14 protein-coding genes are annotated in these 16,821 nt (G+C 67.0%); 5 read left to right on the top strand and 9 right to left on the bottom strand.

The annotated features are described in order from the left end of the window. The first annotated feature begins 93 nt into the window (after window positions 1-93). Genes VFV09_09430 through VFV09_09440 form a run of 3 tightly spaced genes read left to right on the top strand, consistent with a single transcriptional unit; the run spans window position 94 to window position 3,486 of the window. Window positions 94-1,119, top strand: coding sequence for an ATP-binding cassette domain-containing protein (locus tag VFV09_09430; GenBank protein HEU4867937.1), 1,026 nt, complete (start codon window positions 94-96; stop codon window positions 1,117-1,119). Next, window positions 1,116-1,988, top strand: a complete 873-nt coding sequence (locus VFV09_09435) for an ABC transporter permease (protein HEU4867938.1) — start codon at window positions 1,116-1,118, stop codon at window positions 1,986-1,988. The genes VFV09_09430 and VFV09_09435 overlap by 4 nt, the downstream gene beginning before the upstream one ends. A 40-nt stretch (window positions 1,989-2,028) precedes the next feature. Further along, window positions 2,029-3,486 carry a cation:proton antiporter gene (locus VFV09_09440; protein ID HEU4867939.1) on the top strand — a complete coding sequence of 486 codons (1,458 nt, stop codon included), beginning with the start codon at window positions 2,029-2,031 and terminating at the stop codon, window positions 3,484-3,486. 134 nt (window positions 3,487-3,620) lie between these two features. Here the strand turns inward: VFV09_09440 and VFV09_09445 are convergent, their stop codons facing one another. From VFV09_09445 to VFV09_09460, 4 genes are all read right to left on the bottom strand, one after another. Beyond that, on the bottom strand, window positions 3,621-5,141 hold the full coding sequence (locus VFV09_09445; GenBank protein ID HEU4867940.1) for a fused MFS/spermidine synthase: 1,521 nt from the start codon (window positions 5,139-5,141) through the stop codon (window positions 3,621-3,623). Window positions 5,142-5,609: 468 nt separating this feature from the next. Beyond that, window positions 5,610-6,455, bottom strand: a complete 846-nt coding sequence (locus tag VFV09_09450; GenBank protein ID HEU4867941.1) for a hypothetical protein — start codon at window positions 6,453-6,455, stop codon at window positions 5,610-5,612. Further along, window positions 6,452-8,407, bottom strand: a complete 1,956-nt coding sequence (locus VFV09_09455) for a prolyl oligopeptidase family serine peptidase (protein ID HEU4867942.1) — start codon at window positions 8,405-8,407, stop codon at window positions 6,452-6,454. The genes VFV09_09450 and VFV09_09455 overlap by 4 nt, the downstream gene beginning before the upstream one ends. A 58-nt stretch (window positions 8,408-8,465) precedes the next feature. Next, window positions 8,466-8,702: a zinc ribbon domain-containing protein gene (locus tag VFV09_09460; protein ID HEU4867943.1), complete on the bottom strand. Its 237-nt coding sequence runs from the start codon at window positions 8,700-8,702 to the stop codon at window positions 8,466-8,468. Between the two features lie 84 nt (window positions 8,703-8,786). On the opposite strand from VFV09_09460, the gene VFV09_09465 reads away from it, so the two are divergent. Beyond that, window positions 8,787-10,313 (top strand): peptide ligase PGM1-related protein, encoded by a 1,527-nt coding sequence (locus VFV09_09465; GenBank protein ID HEU4867944.1) that lies wholly within the window; start codon window positions 8,787-8,789, stop codon window positions 10,311-10,313. An 8-nt stretch (window positions 10,314-10,321) separates the two neighbouring features. Here the strand turns inward: VFV09_09465 and VFV09_09470 are convergent, their stop codons facing one another. The 4 genes from VFV09_09470 to VFV09_09485 are packed head-to-tail and all read right to left on the bottom strand — an operon-like array spanning window position 10,322 to window position 14,341. Further along, window positions 10,322-11,164, bottom strand: coding sequence for a transglutaminase family protein (locus tag VFV09_09470; protein HEU4867945.1), 843 nt, complete (start codon window positions 11,162-11,164; stop codon window positions 10,322-10,324). A 1-nt stretch (window position 11,165) separates the two neighbouring features. Then, window positions 11,166-11,924 carry a peptidase gene (locus tag VFV09_09475; GenBank protein ID HEU4867946.1) on the bottom strand — a complete coding sequence of 253 codons (759 nt, stop codon included), beginning with the start codon at window positions 11,922-11,924 and terminating at the stop codon, window positions 11,166-11,168. Continuing rightward, window positions 11,921-12,955 (bottom strand): alpha-E domain-containing protein, encoded by a 1,035-nt coding sequence (locus VFV09_09480; GenBank protein ID HEU4867947.1) that lies wholly within the window; start codon window positions 12,953-12,955, stop codon window positions 11,921-11,923. Before VFV09_09480 ends, VFV09_09475 begins: the two co-directional genes overlap by 4 nt. Beyond that, window positions 12,956-14,341 carry a circularly permuted type 2 ATP-grasp protein gene (locus VFV09_09485; GenBank protein ID HEU4867948.1) on the bottom strand — a complete coding sequence of 462 codons (1,386 nt, stop codon included), beginning with the start codon at window positions 14,339-14,341 and terminating at the stop codon, window positions 12,956-12,958. A gap of 556 nt (window positions 14,342-14,897) precedes the next feature. Between VFV09_09485 and VFV09_09490 the strand changes: the two genes are divergently transcribed. Beyond that, a complete protein-coding gene (locus VFV09_09490) occupies window positions 14,898-15,470 on the top strand; it encodes a hypothetical protein (protein ID HEU4867949.1) in 573 nt (190 codons plus the stop codon). Between the two features lie 15 nt (window positions 15,471-15,485). Here VFV09_09490 and VFV09_09495 read toward each other — a convergent pair whose 3' ends face one another. Then, entirely contained in the window at window positions 15,486-16,814 is a 1,329-nt protein-coding gene (locus tag VFV09_09495; GenBank protein HEU4867950.1) for a glutamine synthetase family protein, read from the bottom strand. Window positions 16,815-16,821 lie beyond the last annotated feature (7 nt).

The raw sequence follows: 16,821 nt of genomic DNA on the forward strand, positions 1-16,821 counted from the left end.
ATCTTGTTGATATCACCCTACCCCTAAAGAACGTTTATGTCGCACGCCTTCTTCCCGGCAGCAACCACGGCGGTAAAACCAGGATGTGGGAGCATGGTTGACGTGTCAGCGACCATCTCGCCGGAAGCGCCGGAGACCTTCCCCGGGCCGGCCCGCCCTGCGATCGAGATCAGGGGACTGCGGAAGGTCTACGGCGAGCTGGAGGCGGTGAAGGGCATCAACCTCGAGGTGCCCGCCGGCGAGATCTTCGGATTCCTCGGGCCCAATGGCGCCGGCAAGTCCACCACCATCAAGATACTCTGCACGCTCGTCCGCCCGACCTCGGGCGACGCCCTGGTGGCCGGCTACAACGTGGTCGAGGAGCGGACCGAGGTTCGGCGGCACATCGGGCTGGTCTTCCAGGAGCCCACCCTGGACGAGTACCTGACGGCCGAGCAGAACCTCAGGTTCCACGCCGAGATCTACGGCATCCCCCGGGCGGCGGTGGCGTCGCGCCTGGAGTCGGTACTCAACATGGTCGGCCTGGCCGACCGCCGCAAGGACAAGGTCTCCACGTTCTCGGGCGGGCTCAAGCGCCGGCTCGAGATCGGCCGGGGCCTGCTGCACTCCCCGAGGGTGCTGTTTCTCGACGAGCCGACCATCGGTCTCGACCCGCAGTCCCGGGTGACTCTGTGGAAGTACGTCGACCAGCTGAGGGTCCAGGAGAGCATCACCGTCTTCCTCACCACCCATTACATGGACGAGGCGGAGCGCTGCGACCGGATTGCGATCATCGACCGGGGCGAGATCGTCGTCCTCGGGTCGCCGGCCGGCCTGAAGGCTAGCGTCGGCCAGGATCGGATCCGTATCCGGACCGCCGACGACACCGCAGCCGCCGAGACAATCATCACCGGCCTGGGGGTAAAGGCGATAGCCACCAAGGACGGGGTGGACGTGTTCACCGACGACGGTGAGGGTTTTGTGCCCCGGATCTTCGAGCTGGGCCTCTCGGTGCAATCGGTCACGGTGACCAAGCCGACGCTGGACGACGTCTTCCTGGCCTACACCGGCAACCGGATCGACGACGCACCCGTGTCGGGCGGCATGCCCCCCGGGCCCTGGTCGAGGAAGCGCTCGTGACCACGGCGGCCGCCGCTCCCGAGCTGGAAATTGCCCCGGTCTCCGCCCCGGGCGGGGGTCTCGGCCACGAGCTTCGGGCGATCAAGGTCGTCTGGAAGCGCGACCTGATCCGGTTCCGCAACGAGCGTGCCAGGATCCTGTCGAGCCTCATGCAGCCGCTGCTGTTCCTCTTCGTGCTCGGCAAGGGCCTGGCGGCCGTCGTGCCCGCCGAGGAGGGGACCGACTACTCGACTTTTCTGTTCCCGGGAGTCCTGATCACCGGCGTGATGTTCACCGCGGTGTTCTCGGCGATCTCGATCGTGTGGGACCGGGAGTTCGGGTTTCTCCGGGAGATGCTCGTGGCGCCGGTCCGGCGGAGCAGCATCGTGATCGGCAAGTGCCTGGGCAGCGCAAGCATCGCCACCCTGCAGGGGATCGCGATCCTTTCGCTGGCCGGGCTGGTGCACATCCCCTACCACCCGCTGCTGCTGCTGGGGGGGACCGTGCTCACCTTCCTGGTCGCCTTCACAATCACCGCCTTCGGCCTGGTGCTGGCGGTCCGGGTCCAGTCGGTGCAGACGGTGATGCCCGTCATGCAGCTGCTGCTGACCCCGTTGATGTTCCTGTCGGGCTCGCTGTTTCCCATCGGGGGCAACATCCCGGCCTGGCTGTCGATTGCCACCAAGGTCAACCCGCTCAGCTACGGCGTGGACGCCACCCGCTCGCTGTTCTTTCACTTCCTGCCGGAGGGCGCGACCGGCGGTGCGCTGGTCGGGGGCATCACCTGGTTCGGCTGGCTGGTCCCGCCGTGGATGGACATCCTGATCGTCCTGGGAACCGGCATGGCGCTGCTCAGCGTCGCCTGCATCCTGTTTTCCAAAACCGAGTAGCCTCCACCAAGATGGTGCCCGCCCCGACTGGAGGCGCTTCGTGGACCTGGTAACCGGCTTCGGCCTCATCGGTGTGACCGTGATCGTGTCCGGCCTGGTGGCCGGATTGGTCGACCGGGGGCCGGTATCGTTCCCGATGATCTTTCTCGGGCTGGGCCTGGCGCTCGGGGCTGCCGGCGTGCTGGACGTGGGTGTGCACGACCCGTCGCTGGAGGTCGTCGCCGCGCTCACCCTGTCCCTGGTCCTGTTCATGGATGCCTTCAGCCTGGAGGGCGGCGGGTCGCGCAAGGACTGGCTTGTCCCGGCGCTGGTCCTCGGCCCCGGCACGGCGCTTGTGATCCTGGTGGTCGCCGGGTCGGCCATCCTGCTGTTCGACGTGCGGCCGATCTCCGCTTTCATCCTGGGGGCGGTTCTCTCCTCCACCGACGCGGTGGTTCTCAGAGATGTCGTCCGGGACGACCGGGTGCCGCGGCCGGTGAGGCGGGTCCTGTCGGTGGAGGCGGGGACCAACGACATCATCGTCCTGCCCCTCCTGCTCGTCCTGATCGCAGTGGCCGGGGGCGACGCTTCCGGCAACGGCGCCGGAGACTGGGCGCTGTTCGGCCTGAAGATCTTTGTCATAGGACCCGCCGTGGGCGCTGCGGTGGGCGCGGTCGGCGCCTGGCTGATGGCACGAGCCGACGCCCGGCACTCGGTCCGGCGCGAGTACCAGGCGCTCTACGGCGTCGGCCTCGTTTTGAGCTCATATGCCGCCGCGGTCGCGGTCGGGGGCGACGGCTTTTTGGCTGCGTTCTTTGCCGGCCTGGCGATCACGGCCCTCGACCAGACCTTGTGCGACTGCTTCCTGGAGTTCGGCGATGCTGCGGCGGAGATTTCGATGCTGTTGACGTTCGTCCTGTTTGGCGCCCTGCTCTCGACCGAGCTGGGTTCGGTCCCGCTGGTGAGCGGCCTGGCCCTCGCCGCTATCGTGATCTTCGTGGCCCGGCCGCTCGCCATCGAACTGGTGCTCAGCGTGCGGCAGGCCGCTCTCAGCCGGGCTGCCCGGGCGTTCATCGCCTGGTTCGGCCCCCGGGGCCTCAACTCCCTGCTTTTCGCTCTGCTCGTAGTGGCAGGCGAGGTGCCGGAGGGCGAGTTCCTCCTGGCGGTGACCGGCATGGTGGTCCTGGTGTCGGTTGTGGGGCACGGCGCCAGCGCGACGCCGGTGTCCTCCTGGTACGGCCGCAAGGTTGCAGCGGAGGTGCTGGCGGAGGAGCGCTTCGGCACCGCCACCGGCCTGTTCGAGCAGAAGGAGCAGACCTCCGACCGCATCAGCCCGGCCCGCCTGGCCGAGATGATGGAGAGCGACGACTCCCCGCTCGTGGTGGATGTCCGAACCCGATCGCAGCATGACCGCGATGCGGTGAAGATCCCCGGCAGCATCCGGGTTCTGCCCGACTCGATCCCCGAGTGGGTCTCCGACCAGCTGAAGGACCGGCCCTACGTCCTGTACTGCACCTGACCGAGCGAGGCCACCAGCGCCCGTGCGGCGCAACACATGAAGTCGAAGGGGTTCAGCCGGGTGTGGGCCCTGGAGGGAGGCCTCGACGCGTGGAGGGCCGGCTTCCCGGTGGAGGAGATGGTCACGCCGTCTGTCTAGAACTGGTCCCGGAGGGTCACCAGCTGGTCGACCGGGGCGTAGTCGTCGGTCAGCACCCGGGCTTTGCCCATGAACGACTTATACCGATCGCCCTCGATCAGGGTGAACTCCGGCGCCCGAGCGGCCAGCTCGGCCCGGATCGCCTCCACCGGCAGGGGGCTTTCCGACCCGACCATCACGAGGTTGTCGCCGCTACGGCCGGCGGCGACGTCGGGCCGGGTGATCAGGGCGACGTGCGGGAACACCTCCGCGATCGTCGCCGCCTCGGCCCGGGCGAACAGAAGGGGCGCAAAGTCGATGACGTTCACCAGGTAGATGCCGTCCGGGCGCAGGATGCGGCGGATCTGTTGGGCGGTCTCGACCGTCGTCAGGTGCCAGGGCACCGCCAGCCCGCCGAAGGCGTCCTCCACGACGACGTCGCGGCTGGCGTCGGCCTGGTCTCTGAGAGCCACCCGGCCGTCACCCACGTGCGCCTCGATGCCGTCGCCCAACTTCAGGCCGAGGCTCTTGACATCCAGGTCGACCACCCCCTGGTCGATCTCCAGCACCAGGTTGTCGGATCCGGGCCGGGTGAAGTCGAGGTACCTGGGGATGCTGAACCCACCGCCGCCGATGTGAAGCGCATCTATCGGCTTCTCCGGCTTGGCTGCATCGATCACCGCGGCAAATGAGCGGGTGTAGGAGAACTCCAGGTAGGAGGGGTCCTCGATGTCCACGTAGGAGTGAAAGAGCGTGTCCATGCGCAGCGTCCGTCCCGAGGGCCGGGTCGGGTCCACGACCACCTTGGCGCAGTGGTACGCCGTCTCCACGTCACACGGCGGAGGGAAGAACGACGAAGCACCGACTCCGGCCGCGGCGAACAGCAAAAGCCCGTAGGCCGCACGGTTGGCCCGCAGCTTGACTGTCAATATCAGCCCGAGCACGATCAGCGTGCCCCCCAGGGCCAGCAGGATGCGGCTCGTGGGCAGCTCGGCGACCAGCAGGAAGCCGGTGGCGAAGGTTGCCACCAGTGCCCCTAGCGTGCCGACTCCCGAAAGTCGCCCGACCACCCGGCCGGTCTCGTCCAGAGCCTGCAGCCGCAGCTTTACGACCAGCGGAGTGACCGCCGCCAGCAGGGCGGCCGGGGCGAGGATGGACACCGCCGCCATTACCAGAACCGAGGTGGCGTTGCCTCCCCGGACCTGCTCGCCGGTGAACCGCACTGCGGGCCCAACGAACAACACCAGGATGCCGGCCAGCAGGATCATCGGGCCCAGCAGCTTTTGTGGAGGCACCGCGTCGGCAGCGCGTCCGCCCAACCACGCGCCGAGGGCAATGGCGCCGAGGGCGAAGCCGATGACCCCGGTGCTCATCTCCAGCGTGAGCCCCAGGTAGGGCGCCACCAGGCGAAGGCTGAGGATCTCGAGCATGAGGATCGCCCCCGAGGTGATGAAGACCAGCCACCCCGCAGCGGCGGCGTTCAGCCCGGGGGCATCAACCGGCGTTGGTGCAGGCTCTTGCGGCGCGTCGTTATCCAAGGAGTCGGCTCGATTCGTCTTGAGGGGTAACTCAGCCGATACTACGACCGAAGCCGCACGAAGCCCTCAAAACGGCCGCGCCAAAGCGCCTGAAAGGCAGGTGGTGCAGGGGGAGGGACGTTCGAAAAGAAGGGGAAACTCACGCCGGTTACTCCTGCTTCAGTTTCGCCGGCGTGTTGGGTTTGTTTGTTTAGGCTGCGCCTCGCTGCAGGTGGGCGTGCCGGGGACGGCTCATAGCGTCCATGAACTCGTTCCAGTGCTCGGCATCCCGAGAACATTCGCCGCCCTCTTTGTAGACTTCGCCACAAAAAGCACAGGTCCAATCGGTGGAGATCTGCTGCTGCACGATTTCTGCTCGCTTCAGGAACAAACGACCCACCTCCTTTCGAACTCGATGTTTTCGTCTGATCCATCTGTACCCGGCAAAGCCCCTTTAAAACCCCGCGAAATTCTGTTATGGGGCCGGAGTCAGCGGGTGGGCGCCAGCCGGCCGTAGATTGCGATGCCGATCACTGCGGCCCACAGGCCCGCCAGGAGCGGTGCCGCCTCGGTTCCGAACACCACAAAAGCGGCCAGGCCGGTGCCCAGGGCAAGCAGCCGGGCGGCCTTCAGCCGTTCGGGTTCGATGGTCTGGCGGGTCCGGTCGCACCTCGACCGGGGGACGTAGTGCCCGATCGCCGGGAAGGCGGCCAGGGCGGCTGCGACGACAGCCCACCCGAGCCAACCGCCGGTGACGAACCCGGTCCCCAGGGTGTCCCGGAACAGCGTGACCGCGACGGTTGCGGCCAGGGTCAGGGCTGCCCCAACGTGATTGCGCCGGGGGCCGGGTTCGGGCAGCAGGGTGTCCCAGACGAGGGCGACGGCTACTGCGACCCCTCCGATCCACCCCCGCGGAAGCCAGGCGAAGGCTGCGGCGAGAACCGGCGCCGCCACCAGGTCAAGAAGGCTCGGCTGCTTGCCGGTGCTGCGGCCGGCGATCCGCAGCGCCATCAGGACGCCCACCGACGCTCCGGCCGCTTCGCTGCCGCCTGCCAGGATCAGGGCGGCAACTGCCGCCGCCACAAAGGCCGAGCGGGGGAAGTCGGGGTCAAGCTCCCGGGCGATCGCCCAGGACAAAAAGAGCATCACTGCGGCGTTTGCGGCGACCGCTACGGCTGCAGCGGGCTCCCGGCCATCGATCACCTGGATCGCCAGCACTGCGGCAAATGTAACGGCGCAACACCCGAAGATCGTCAGGTGCGAGGAGTTCCTGGGGCTGAGTCCCCGCCAGAGGGTCGAGTTGCCGATGACTGCCGCGAGCCCGGAGGGGCTCACGAAGGTCTGGCGGCTATCGCGTCGGCGTTCTCGATGTCTACCGGGGGCAGGTCGTCGGCCGGCGTGAACCCGAGGATCCGCCCGTAGAAGTACAGCTCGGCCTCGGCGGTGCGTTTGATGTTCTCCGCCTTGCGAAATCCGTGCTGCTCCCCCTCGTACGCCAGGTAGGCGAAGGGAACTCCCTTGGTGCGAAGGGCGCCGGCCATCCGCTCGGCCTGATCCGGCGGGACGATCTTGTCCTCCAGGCCCTGGAACAGGATCAGCGGGGTGTCGAGAAGTTCCGTGTGGAAGATGGGCGAGCGCTCCTCGTAGAGCGCCCTGGCCTCGGGCCACGGTCCGATCAGGTTGTCCAGATAGCGGGACTCGAACTTGTGGGTGTCCTCCGCCAGGGCTCCGGCGTCGGCAACCCCGAAGTGGCTTCCCCCGCAGGCGAAGGCGTCCCGGAAGGTGAGGGCGCACAGGGTGGTGTAACCCCCGGCGCTGCCTCCCCGGATCACCAAACGGTCGCCGTCGGCCTCGCCCCGCTCGGCCAGGTAGCGGGCGGCGTTGATGCAGTCGTCGACGTCGACCACCCCCCAGGTTCCGTTCAGACGCCTGCGGTACTCGCGGCCGTAGCCGGTGCTGCCGCCGTAGTTGACGTCGACCACCCCGATTCCCCGGGTGGTCCAAAACTGGATCCCCAGGTTGAGGGCCGACCATGTCGCCGAGGTCGGCCCGCCGTGGCTGATCACGATAAGGGGAGGCAGCTCGCCCTCGACACCGGTGTATTCGGGGTGGTGCGGGGCGTAGAAGAGCGCGTGGGCGGTCAGCCCGCCCTCGGTGGGGAACTCGATGGCCCGGGGCTCGGAGATCATCTCGGCCGGTATCGTGAGCTCCCGGCTTCGCCGGATGACCCGGGAGTTGCCTTCGGGCAGGTCGATCTCCACCACCGCCGGCGCCTGCGCGGCTCCGGCGGCGATCGCAACCACGCCCGTCCGGGACGGCCGGATCGAGTTCAAAACCGTGAACGGGAGGTCGACCGGCGTGAACCGGTCCTCTCCGGGCTTCATGACCCCGAGCCGGTCCAGGCCCGCCTCTCCCCAGATCGCGGCCAGCGAACCCCCGGCCAGGAATGTGTAGCTGGACTGGCCGAAGACCCAGTCCGGCCCGGAGAACTCGGAATCCATCGGCGCCACCGATCGGGGGCCTGCCGGCTCGTCGGCGTAGATGTTCCACCAGCCGCTGCGGTCGGAGATGAAGTAGAGCTGCCCGTCGGGGGACCAGCGGGGCTGGGTAACCGACTCGTCCCGCCCTCCGGCGACCTTGCGCGGTTTGCCGAGCGTCAGGTTCGGCCCGACCGGCGCCTCCCAGAGCTCGGTGCCGTCCCAAGGCATGTTGGGGTGGTCCCAGCTCACCCAGGCCAGGCGGTCGCCTGCCGGGCTGAGGCGCGGTGAGGCGTAGAAGTCGTGGCCGCCGAACAGGTCCTGGGGGTCGTCGGTCCCGTCCGCCGAGATGGCTGCGATCTCGTTGACCACCCCCTGGGCGGTGTGGCGCTCCCGGACACAGACGACCCAGCGGCCGTCGGGGGACACCACCGGGTCGGCGTATCGCTCGGACATCGGTTCGCCGGGCTGGGGTGTGATCGCCTGAGGCTCTTCGCCGGGGTCGAGGCGGTAGAGGCGCTGGTCGGAGAAGTTCGAGAAGAAGACCGATTCGCCGTAAACCGCGTGCGCCAGGCCGCCGTACTCGTGAACGAGGGTGCGGGCGGCGAACCCCTCCGGCAGAACGTCGCCGATCGTCCCGTCCGCCGCCCTGCGGACGATCACGTACCGGCCGGCCTCGGCCGGGCGCATCTCCAGCCAGAGCACGTCGTCGCCCTGGGCCATGGGGTAGCTGAGGGTGACTGCCTTCTCGACCAGAAGGTCGGCGGTGATGGGAGACGGCCAGGAGCCGTAGGGAAGTGGGGTGCTCACAGGTTCAGGTTACCCGGCACGCGCTTGTTGAACCCGGTCGGATTCCTACGCGGGCGGATCAGCTACAGCTGGGACAGGCCCCTGCGCCGCACGAAGGCGCGGGCCCGGAGTTGCCCGACGCCCGCTCGACGTTGTTGGGGCTGGTGCGCCCGCCCATGCCGGCGATCACCGACATCAGGCGTCGGGGCCGGCCGGCGCCGCAGGACGGGCAGGTGGCTTCGTCGACCTTGGCGGACGAGATCAACGTCTCGAACTCTTTTTCACATGCGGAGCATCTGAACTCATAGATAGGCATGCGGAAAGTGTAGTCCGATCTCGTCCGGGAAACGTTCACAATGAAAGCTGCAGCTTTTTGCGGGCGAAGACGGGAGGACCGGGCATGGAAGAGTCGGAGATCCTCGGCCGGTTCGACGACCTTCAGAAGAAGCTGGCCCCCTTCTGGAGCACCGCCGACGACCTCAACAAGCCACCGAACACCATCTTCGTGATCCCGTCGATCAGCTACAAGGCCGCGGTCCTCAGCCAGCTGGAGAGCCTGCAGCAGTACGAGGAGAGGTTTCTCATCCTCTTCATGCTGCTGCGGAACCCACGCACCCGCCTGGTCTACGTCACCTCCGAGCAGACCCTTCCGAACGTTGTCGACTACTACCTGAACCTGCTGCCCGGCGTCATCGCGAGCCACGCCCGCCAGCGACTGTTCCTGGTCTCGACACTGGACGGGACACTTCGGCCGCTGACCGAGAAGCTGCTCGAGCGGCCGCGCCTGATCGCCCGCCTGAAGAGCCTGGTGATCGACCCGGACCGGGCCTACATCATCCCGTTCAACACCACCCACCTGGAGCGTGAGCTGGCGGTGAAGATGGACGTGCCCATCCTGGGGGCCGACCCCAGGTTCGGGCCTCTCGGAACCAAGAGCGGCTGCCGGCGCCTTTTCGCCGAGGAGGGGGTTCCCCACCCCGCGGGCTTCGAGGACCTGGCGACCATGCCGGACGTGACCGCCGCAATCGCCAAGCTCCGGGCGGAGAAGCCGGGGATGCAGGAGCTGCTGGTCAAGACCAACGAGGGGGTTAGCGGTTGGGGGAACGCCCCCATCGACCTCGGCGGGCTGCCCGCCCCGGGGGACCCCGGTGAAGCCGAGGCGATCGAGCGGGCGGTGCGGGACCAGATCGGATTCAAGTACCAGGCGTTCGAGGAGCAGTTCGTGCACGAGGGCGGAATCGTCGAGGAGATGGTGATCGGCGACGAGGTTCGCAGCCCCAGCGCCCAGATGTTGATCGACCCGCAAGGCGGCGTGCAGATGCTTTCGACCCACGACCAGCTGCTCGGGGGCCCGGCGGGGCAGGTCTACCAGGGCTGCCAGTTCCCGGCCGACCGGGCCTATGCGGTGAAGATCACGCAGGAGGCGGAAAAGATCGGGCGCCGGCTCGCCAAGGAGGGAGCGGTGGGCCGGGCGGCCATCGACTTCGTATGCATCCGCACCCCCTCCGGGGACTGGGAGGCGTACGCGATCGAGCTGAACCTGCGCCAGGGCGGGACCACGCACCCGTTCCTCACGCTGCAGTTCCTCACCGACGGCAGGTACGTCCCCGACCAGGGCATATTCGTCGCCCCCAACGGCCGGCGGAAGTACTTCGTCGCCTCCGACCACGTCGAGTCGCCCCTGTACCGGGGTTTCACCCCGGACGACCTTTTCGACATTGTGGTGCGCCACCGGCTCCACTTCGACCACGCGGCCCAGACCGGGGTGGTGTTCCACATGGTGAGCGCCCTACCCGAGGTCGGCCGAACCGGGCTTACCGCGGTGGCCGACTCTGCGGAGGAGGCCCAGTGGATGTACGACGCGGTGATCCGGGTGCTGGACAACGAGGCGAAGGACGCTTTTGAGGAGCGACCGCCGTTCGGCTAACCCGCTCCTCAAGGCAGCACCTTCACCTGCAAGTCGGCCTTCATCGCCGATAGAGCGGTTCCCCGGTAGGAGCCCTCGGACGGCAGGGTGGATGCCGCGGTCGGCCCTGCCGCCACCGCCAGGTGCCGGTCCGAAACCGCCAGCCCCAGAGTCGGGTCGAATCCCCTCCAGCCGACCCGGCTGAGGTACACCTCGGCCCAGGCGTGCAGGTACTTCTCGTCGACTTCCGGGTCGCCCTCCTGGTAGCCGCTGACGAACCGGGCGGCCAGGCCCACGGACCGGCAGGCGTCCATGAAGAGCACCGCCGCATCGCGGCACGAGCCCCGTCCCCGGCTGAGCGTCTCCGCCGGGGAGAGGGGCTGCCCCTGGAGCCGTACCTCACCTTCGATCTCGGCCGCCAGCCGGCCCGACAGCTGGGTCAGAAACAGAGGAGCTTCGCCCCCCGCGGACTGCAGCACCTCCCGGGCAAGCTCCGACACGGCAGGGTCGCCGCCGGGCTGCATATACCGAACCAGTGCTGCCGACTCCTCCGCCGGGTAGCGCATCGGGAGCTCGATCAGCGCCGGGTCCAGAACGATGTAGTCGAACGGGTTTGCACGAAAGGTCTCGGCTCGCACGCGTGTGGAGATCTCCAGGCTGGTGGTCCCCTCGGTGAACCAGGCGAGCGCGGTGTCGTTGCCGTCCAGGTCCGAGATCTCGGTGAGCCCGGCCGGGGCCGGGTCCAGGTTCAGCTCGAAGCTCAAAACGTGCTGCGAACGGTCGGCACGGGGCCTCAGGCGCACCGCCAGCGGCTCGAGCTTGACCGGCTCGCTGTAGTCGTAGCGGGTGGTGTGCTCAACCTCGAAGATCACCTCAGCTCTCGATCCAGGTTATCGGCGTCACGTTGGACGCCGGCTCGTCGCCCAGGAGGGGCTCCATCCAATCGGTGGGCATCTTCTCGACCAGCCGCCTCAAGCTGTAGTTCCACCGCTCGGCCACCGCAGTCAGGTCCTCGTGGAGGAAGCGGTTCGTGACCATCGGCTCGCCTTTGCGGAAGATCACCGCGTCCATCGGGTAGCCGACTCCCGTGGTGCTGCTCTGGGTGGAGTCGAACGCCAGAAAGCCCGCCTTGAACGCATCCTCCAGGGACGACTCGTAGCGCAGGATCCGATCCAGCAGCGGCTTGCCGTAGCTCGACTCACCGAGGATGCAGTACGGCGTGCCCCGGCCTACCTCCACCCAGTTGGCCTGGGGGTACAGCATGTAGAGCTTGTGCTCCTTGTCGGCGGAGAACTGACCACCGATCAGGCAGTTCAGGTCGAAACGGAGCCCGGCGTCGAGCAGCGCCGCCTTGTCCTCCTGCGCCACCCTCCGGACCTGGTCGGCGAGGGCGTTGGCCGCCTGGTACAGCTTGTCGAAGCCGATCTTGCGCTCCTCCAGAGCCTCCTCGAAGTAGGTCAGGACCTTGTCGCGAACGCTTCGGAGGCCGGAGGTCATGAGCAGCATGGAGTGGTCGCCGTCCTCGATCACGGTGATCTTCCGGGCCGTGAGGGTCTGCGATCCCATCGATATCCGCGTGTCGGCGATCCCGACCAGCCCGTCGTGGACCTTGATGCCGATACAAAACGTCATTCTTTGCCTCCGGCCGCCCGGGACAAAGTGTTGCCGGCCGTCTGGGAGATCATCCACGCCCGGCGGTGGCTGTCCAAATCCCCAGCCGGCTGCTGGGCGAAGAGGTTGTCGAAGATCGCCTGGCCGATGAGGTTCAGCTGCGCCTGGATGTTGTCGAGGAACTGGTGCAGGCCGAAGGAGATGATCTCCTCGATCCGCGCAAAGTTGAGCTGGGAACAGAGCAGCCCGAGGTGCTGCTCCGCCGGGTTGTCGAAGGTGCCGACCCGGGACCCGGTCACCGCGTGCAGCGAGTCCTGGGCGCTGATCAGGCAGTGGCAGATGGCCCGGGGAAACTGGCGGTCCAGGATGAGGAACTCCGCCACCCGGTCGGGCGTGATCCGTCCGTGGCGTTTGCGGAACATCTCGAAGGCGCTCGCCGACTTCAGCAGGGCCTTCCATTGGAGGGCGTCGAAGGGGGAGCCCACCTCGGTGACGCTCGGCAGGAGGATGAAGTACTTCACGTCCAGCAGCCGGCAGGTCTTGTCCGCTCGCTCGATGTTGCGTCCCAGCTGGCCGAAGTGCCACCCCTCGCCGTGCGACATGGTGTCGTCGGTGATGCCTCGAAACAGATGGCTCTGGATCTTGATCCTGTTGAAGAACGCGTGGGTGTCGCCGCTCTGCAGGTCCCGGTGCGACCCGGCGGCCACGAACAGGTAGAAGGTGTTGACCTGCTCCCACATCTCCGAGGAGATGGCGTCCCGAACCGCCCGGGCGTTCTCCCGGGCCATCTTCAGGCAGCTGAGGATCGAGTTGGGGTTGTCGGCGTCGAAGGTCAAGAACTCGATCACATTGGCGCGGGTCGGCGCGTCGTAGCGGGAGTCGAAGAGCGGCAGGTCGGCCAGGGTGAGGACCAGGGGCTCCCACTGCTCGTCGGATCCGGGCAGCAGGTCCAGCGTCAGGTTGAGGTTGGCGTCGATGAACCGGGCGATGTTCTCCGCCCGCTCGACGTAGCGGTGCATCCAGTAGATCGAGTTTGCTACCCGGCTTAACATCTACTCGGAGAGAACCCAGGTGTCTTTGCTGCCACCCCCCTGGGAGGAGTTCACCACCAGCGATCCTTTGGTCAGGGCGGCCCGGGTCAGGCCGCCCGGCATCACGTAGAGGTCCCGGCCCAGCAGGGTGAAGGGCCTGAGGTCCACGTGGCGGCCCTCGAAGTGGTCCTGGACGATGATCGGCGCCCGGGAAAGGGCCAGGGTGGGCTGGGCGATGTAGTTGCGGGGGCTGCCCTCGATGTGCCCTGCGAACTCCCTCCGCGTTTGCGGCGTGGCGTGGGGCCCGACCATCATTCCGTAGCCGCCCGACTCGTTTGCCGGCTTCACCACCAGCTTGTCCAGGTTGGCCAGGACGTGACGCCGGTCCTTCTCCTCCCAGCACAGATAGGTCGGGACGTTGGGGATGATCGCCTCCTCGCCCAGGTAGTACTTGATGATCTTCGGCACGTAGGCGTACACGACCTTGTCGTCGGCCACCCCGGTCCCCGGCGCGTTGGCCAGGCCGAGGTTGCCTGCCCGGAAGACGTCCATCAGGCCCGGCACGCCCAGCATCGAGTCGGGCCGGAAGGCCCGCGGGTCCAGAAACATGTCGTCGATCCGGCGGTAGATAACGTCGACCTTGCGCATCCCCCGGGTGGTCCTCATGTAGACGGCGCCGTCGGTGGCGAGGAGGTCGGTCCCTTCGACCAGCTCGACCCCCATCTGCTGCGCCAGGTACGAGTGCTCGAAGTAGGCGGAGTTGTGGATGCCCGGTGTAAGAACCGCAACGGTCGGGTTCGCAACGCCGTGCGGGGCGATGTGCTGCAGAGTCTCCAGCAGCCGGGTGGAGTAGTTGTCGACCGGACGTACCCGGCACTCGGCGAAGACCTGAGGGAAGGTGCGCTTCATGACCTGCCGGTTCTCCAGCACGTACGAGACTCCGGACGGGCACCTGAGGTTGTCCTCGAGCACGTAGAACTGCCCGTCCAGGTCACGGACCAGGTCCGAGCCGGCGATGTGACACCAGATGCCGTGGCGGGGGCTGATCCCCTCGCACTGGGGCAGGTACGACTTGGAGGAGCGGATCACGTACTCCGGGATGACCCCGGCCCTAAGGATCCTCTGGTCGTTGTAGATGTCCTCGAGGAACAGGTTGAGAGCCTGGATACGCTGCTCCAGGCCCGCCTCGATGCGCTTCCAGTCGCTCGCTTCGACGATCCGGGGGATGAGGTCGAAGGGGAAGATGCGCTCGGGGCCCGTGCCGGACGAGTTGAAGGTGATCCCCATGTTGAGCAGGGCCAGCTCGGCCGCCCGCTGCCGCCTGACCAGATCCCCTTCCGAAAGGGATGTGATCCGGTCGACCACCGGCTCCGAGTGGGGACGCGGCCGTCCGTTGGGCTGGAACATCTCGTCGAAGAACCCCTCGGTGTCGTAGGTGTCGAACCCACGGGGTCCCGAGGGGCCGATGTTGGTCTCGACTCTAGCCGTGGGAACCACCGTCCATTTCGATCCCTACTACTCGCCGGGGGGCTGAAGGAAAGGAGGTCCCGGCGGAGCGCCCTACGGAGGAGGCTCGTGGCGGCGAGACCGGATGGGCACTCCGGGGACCTTGGTAGAACCCTACGAAGCCGATGTTATCCGGCGGTTGCCGGAGGGTTAAGTCTGGGTAAACGCCCGCTGGGGCCCTCGATTGCCAAGAAAAGAGCCAATTTCGCCAGGTTTGGCTTAAGACGGCCGGCAGGCGTGCCGATAGACAGTCATGCGAGGGGCTCGACTTATTGCTGCCCTGGCTCAAAAGAGCTCTTCTTCATCGATGATCGTTACATTCAGCTTCGTTCTTTTGATGCTTACGGGCTCGGTTGGGGCAATGGCTGTGCTCACTTCCCAGCCCTCAGCCTCCGAGACTGCCGCGAAGGCATCCGACCAATTGACACCCCCGGGTCTTGTTGCAAAAGCGCCCCCGGTGAAAACCCCTGCCTCCGATACCCTTCCCGCCAACTCGGCGCCGGGCGAGGCCGTCCCGGTCCCCGCCGAATCAACACCAAACAAGCCCCAGCCGCAGGCGTCGGGCAAGCCCAAGGCTCTTCCGGCCCCGCCGGCAGAGCCGGCTCCGGAACTGGGGAAGGTGGTCCCCGGGCAGGTGGTCCCTCCGGTTCTGCTCAGAGCGTTCAAAGTGGATTGCGAGCGGGACAGCCTGGCCGTCCGGCGGGGATGGTCCGTCACCTTCGACTGCACCCTCGACGGCTGGATTGCCGTTCCCACCAACGTCCCGATCCTGTTTTCGTCGGACAACGGCGGCGGCCCCTGTGACGGTACGCAGGCGTTTTCGTCAAGCCCCGACGTGATCCGGCGCTCCGCACTCCAGGCGCCGACCCCTTTCACCGTGACGGTGGACGCCCGCGGCGGAGGGTTCGCCGGTGGCCGGGTCGGGATCGGCACTCCGTGGGAGGCGAGTGAGGACCTGGTGGAGGTAGTGGTCGAAGACGCCCCGGGCGACCAGCACCCGGCCTGTGGCCCCGGCAAAGAGTCCCTGTAGCCTCTCCGGCCAGGGTTACAGAATAGGGAGATACCGCTCCAGCTCGTAGGGGGTGACGTACGCCTTGTGGTCGTCCCACTCCTTCTTCTTGTTGCGGATGAACCACTCGAAGGTGTGCTCACCCAGGGTCTCCCGCACCAGATCGGAGGCCTCGCAGACCTGTATCGCCTCGTGCAGGTCCTCGGGCAGAGAGCCGATGCCGGCGGCCTTGCGCTCCTTGAGGCTCATCTCGTAGATGTTGTCGTCCGCCTCGGGCGGGAGCTCGTAGCTCTCCCGTATTCCTTTGAGCCCTGCGGCCAGCATCACGCTGAACGCAAGGTAGGGGTTGCAGGCGGGGTCGGGGAAGCGGGCCTCGATCCGGGTCGCCTGTTCCTTGCCCGGCTTGTACATCGGAACCCTCACCAGTGCGGAGCGGTTGCGGCGGGCCCAGCAGACGTAGACGGGGGCCTCGTAGCCCTGCACCAGCCGCTTGTACGAGTTCACCCACTGGTTGGTGACGGCGCAGATCTCGCTGGCGTGCCGCAGGACCCCGGCGAGGAACTGCTTGCCGACCGTGGACAGGTGGGCTTCGTCGGAAGCGTCGAAGAACGCGTTGTGGTCGTCGGAGAACAACGACATGTGCGTGTGCATGCCGCTGCCGTTGATGCCGCTGACCGGCTTCGGCATGAAGGTCGCGTAGACCCCCAGCTCCTGGGCGATCTCCTTCACCACCAGGCGGTAGGTCATTACGTTGTCGGCCATCGAGAGGGCGTCGGCGTACCTGAGGTCGATCTCGTGCTGGGACGGTGCCACCTCGTGGTGGACGTACTCGACGGGGATGCCCATCTCCTCGAGGTACTCGACGGTCCGCTTGCGCAGGTCGCCGGCTTCGTCGAGCGGCGTGAGGTCGAAGTAGGAGCCGTGGTCCAGGAACTGGGTGCTGCGGGAGTCCTTGAAGTAGAAGTACTCGAGCTCGGGGCCTACGTAGTAGCTGTAGCCCATCCCGGCCGCCTCCTTGAGCGTTCTCTTCAGGACCTGGCGGGGGTCGCCGGCGAACGGCGTTCCGTCCGGGTTCCAGATGTCGCAGAACATGCGGGCCGAGTCGGAGCGCGACGGGTGGGCCGGCATGACCTGAAAGGTCGACGCATCCGGCCAGGCGATCATGTCGGACTCCTCGATGCGGGCGAACCCCTCGATGGCCGAGCCGTCGAACCCGATGCCCTCGGTCAGAGCCTCCTCGAGGTCGGTCGGGGTGATGTCGAAGGCTTTGAGGAAGCCGAGGATGTCGGTGAACCAGAGGCGCACGAACTTGATGTTGCGCTCCTCAACCGTCTTCAGGACAAACTCTTGATCGGGTGTCAGCAAAATTCCT

The sequence above is a fragment of the Actinomycetota bacterium genome, from assembly GCA_035759705.1.
In the GTDB taxonomy this organism is placed as follows: Bacteria; Actinomycetota; CADDZG01; order JAHWKV01; family JAHWKV01; genus JAJCYE01.

Excerpts from the sequence above, each read along its gene's own strand:
- VFV09_09460 (HEU4867943.1), bottom strand. The coding sequence starts at position 8,702 with ATGCCTATCTATGAGTTCAGATGCTCCGCATGTGAAAAAGAGTTCGAG.
- VFV09_09430 (HEU4867937.1), top strand. The coding sequence starts at position 94 with ATGGTTGACGTGTCAGCGACCATCTCGCCGGAAGCGCCGGAGACCTTC.
- VFV09_09480 (HEU4867947.1), bottom strand. The coding sequence starts at position 12,955 with ATGTTAAGCCGGGTAGCAAACTCGATCTACTGGATGCACCGCTACGTC.
- VFV09_09475 (HEU4867946.1), bottom strand. The coding sequence starts at position 11,924 with ATGACGTTTTGTATCGGCATCAAGGTCCACGACGGGCTGGTCGGGATC.
- VFV09_09485 (HEU4867948.1), bottom strand. The coding sequence starts at position 14,341 with ATGTTCCAGCCCAACGGACGGCCGCGTCCCCACTCGGAGCCGGTGGTC.
- VFV09_09465 (HEU4867944.1), top strand. The coding sequence starts at position 8,787 with ATGGAAGAGTCGGAGATCCTCGGCCGGTTCGACGACCTTCAGAAGAAG.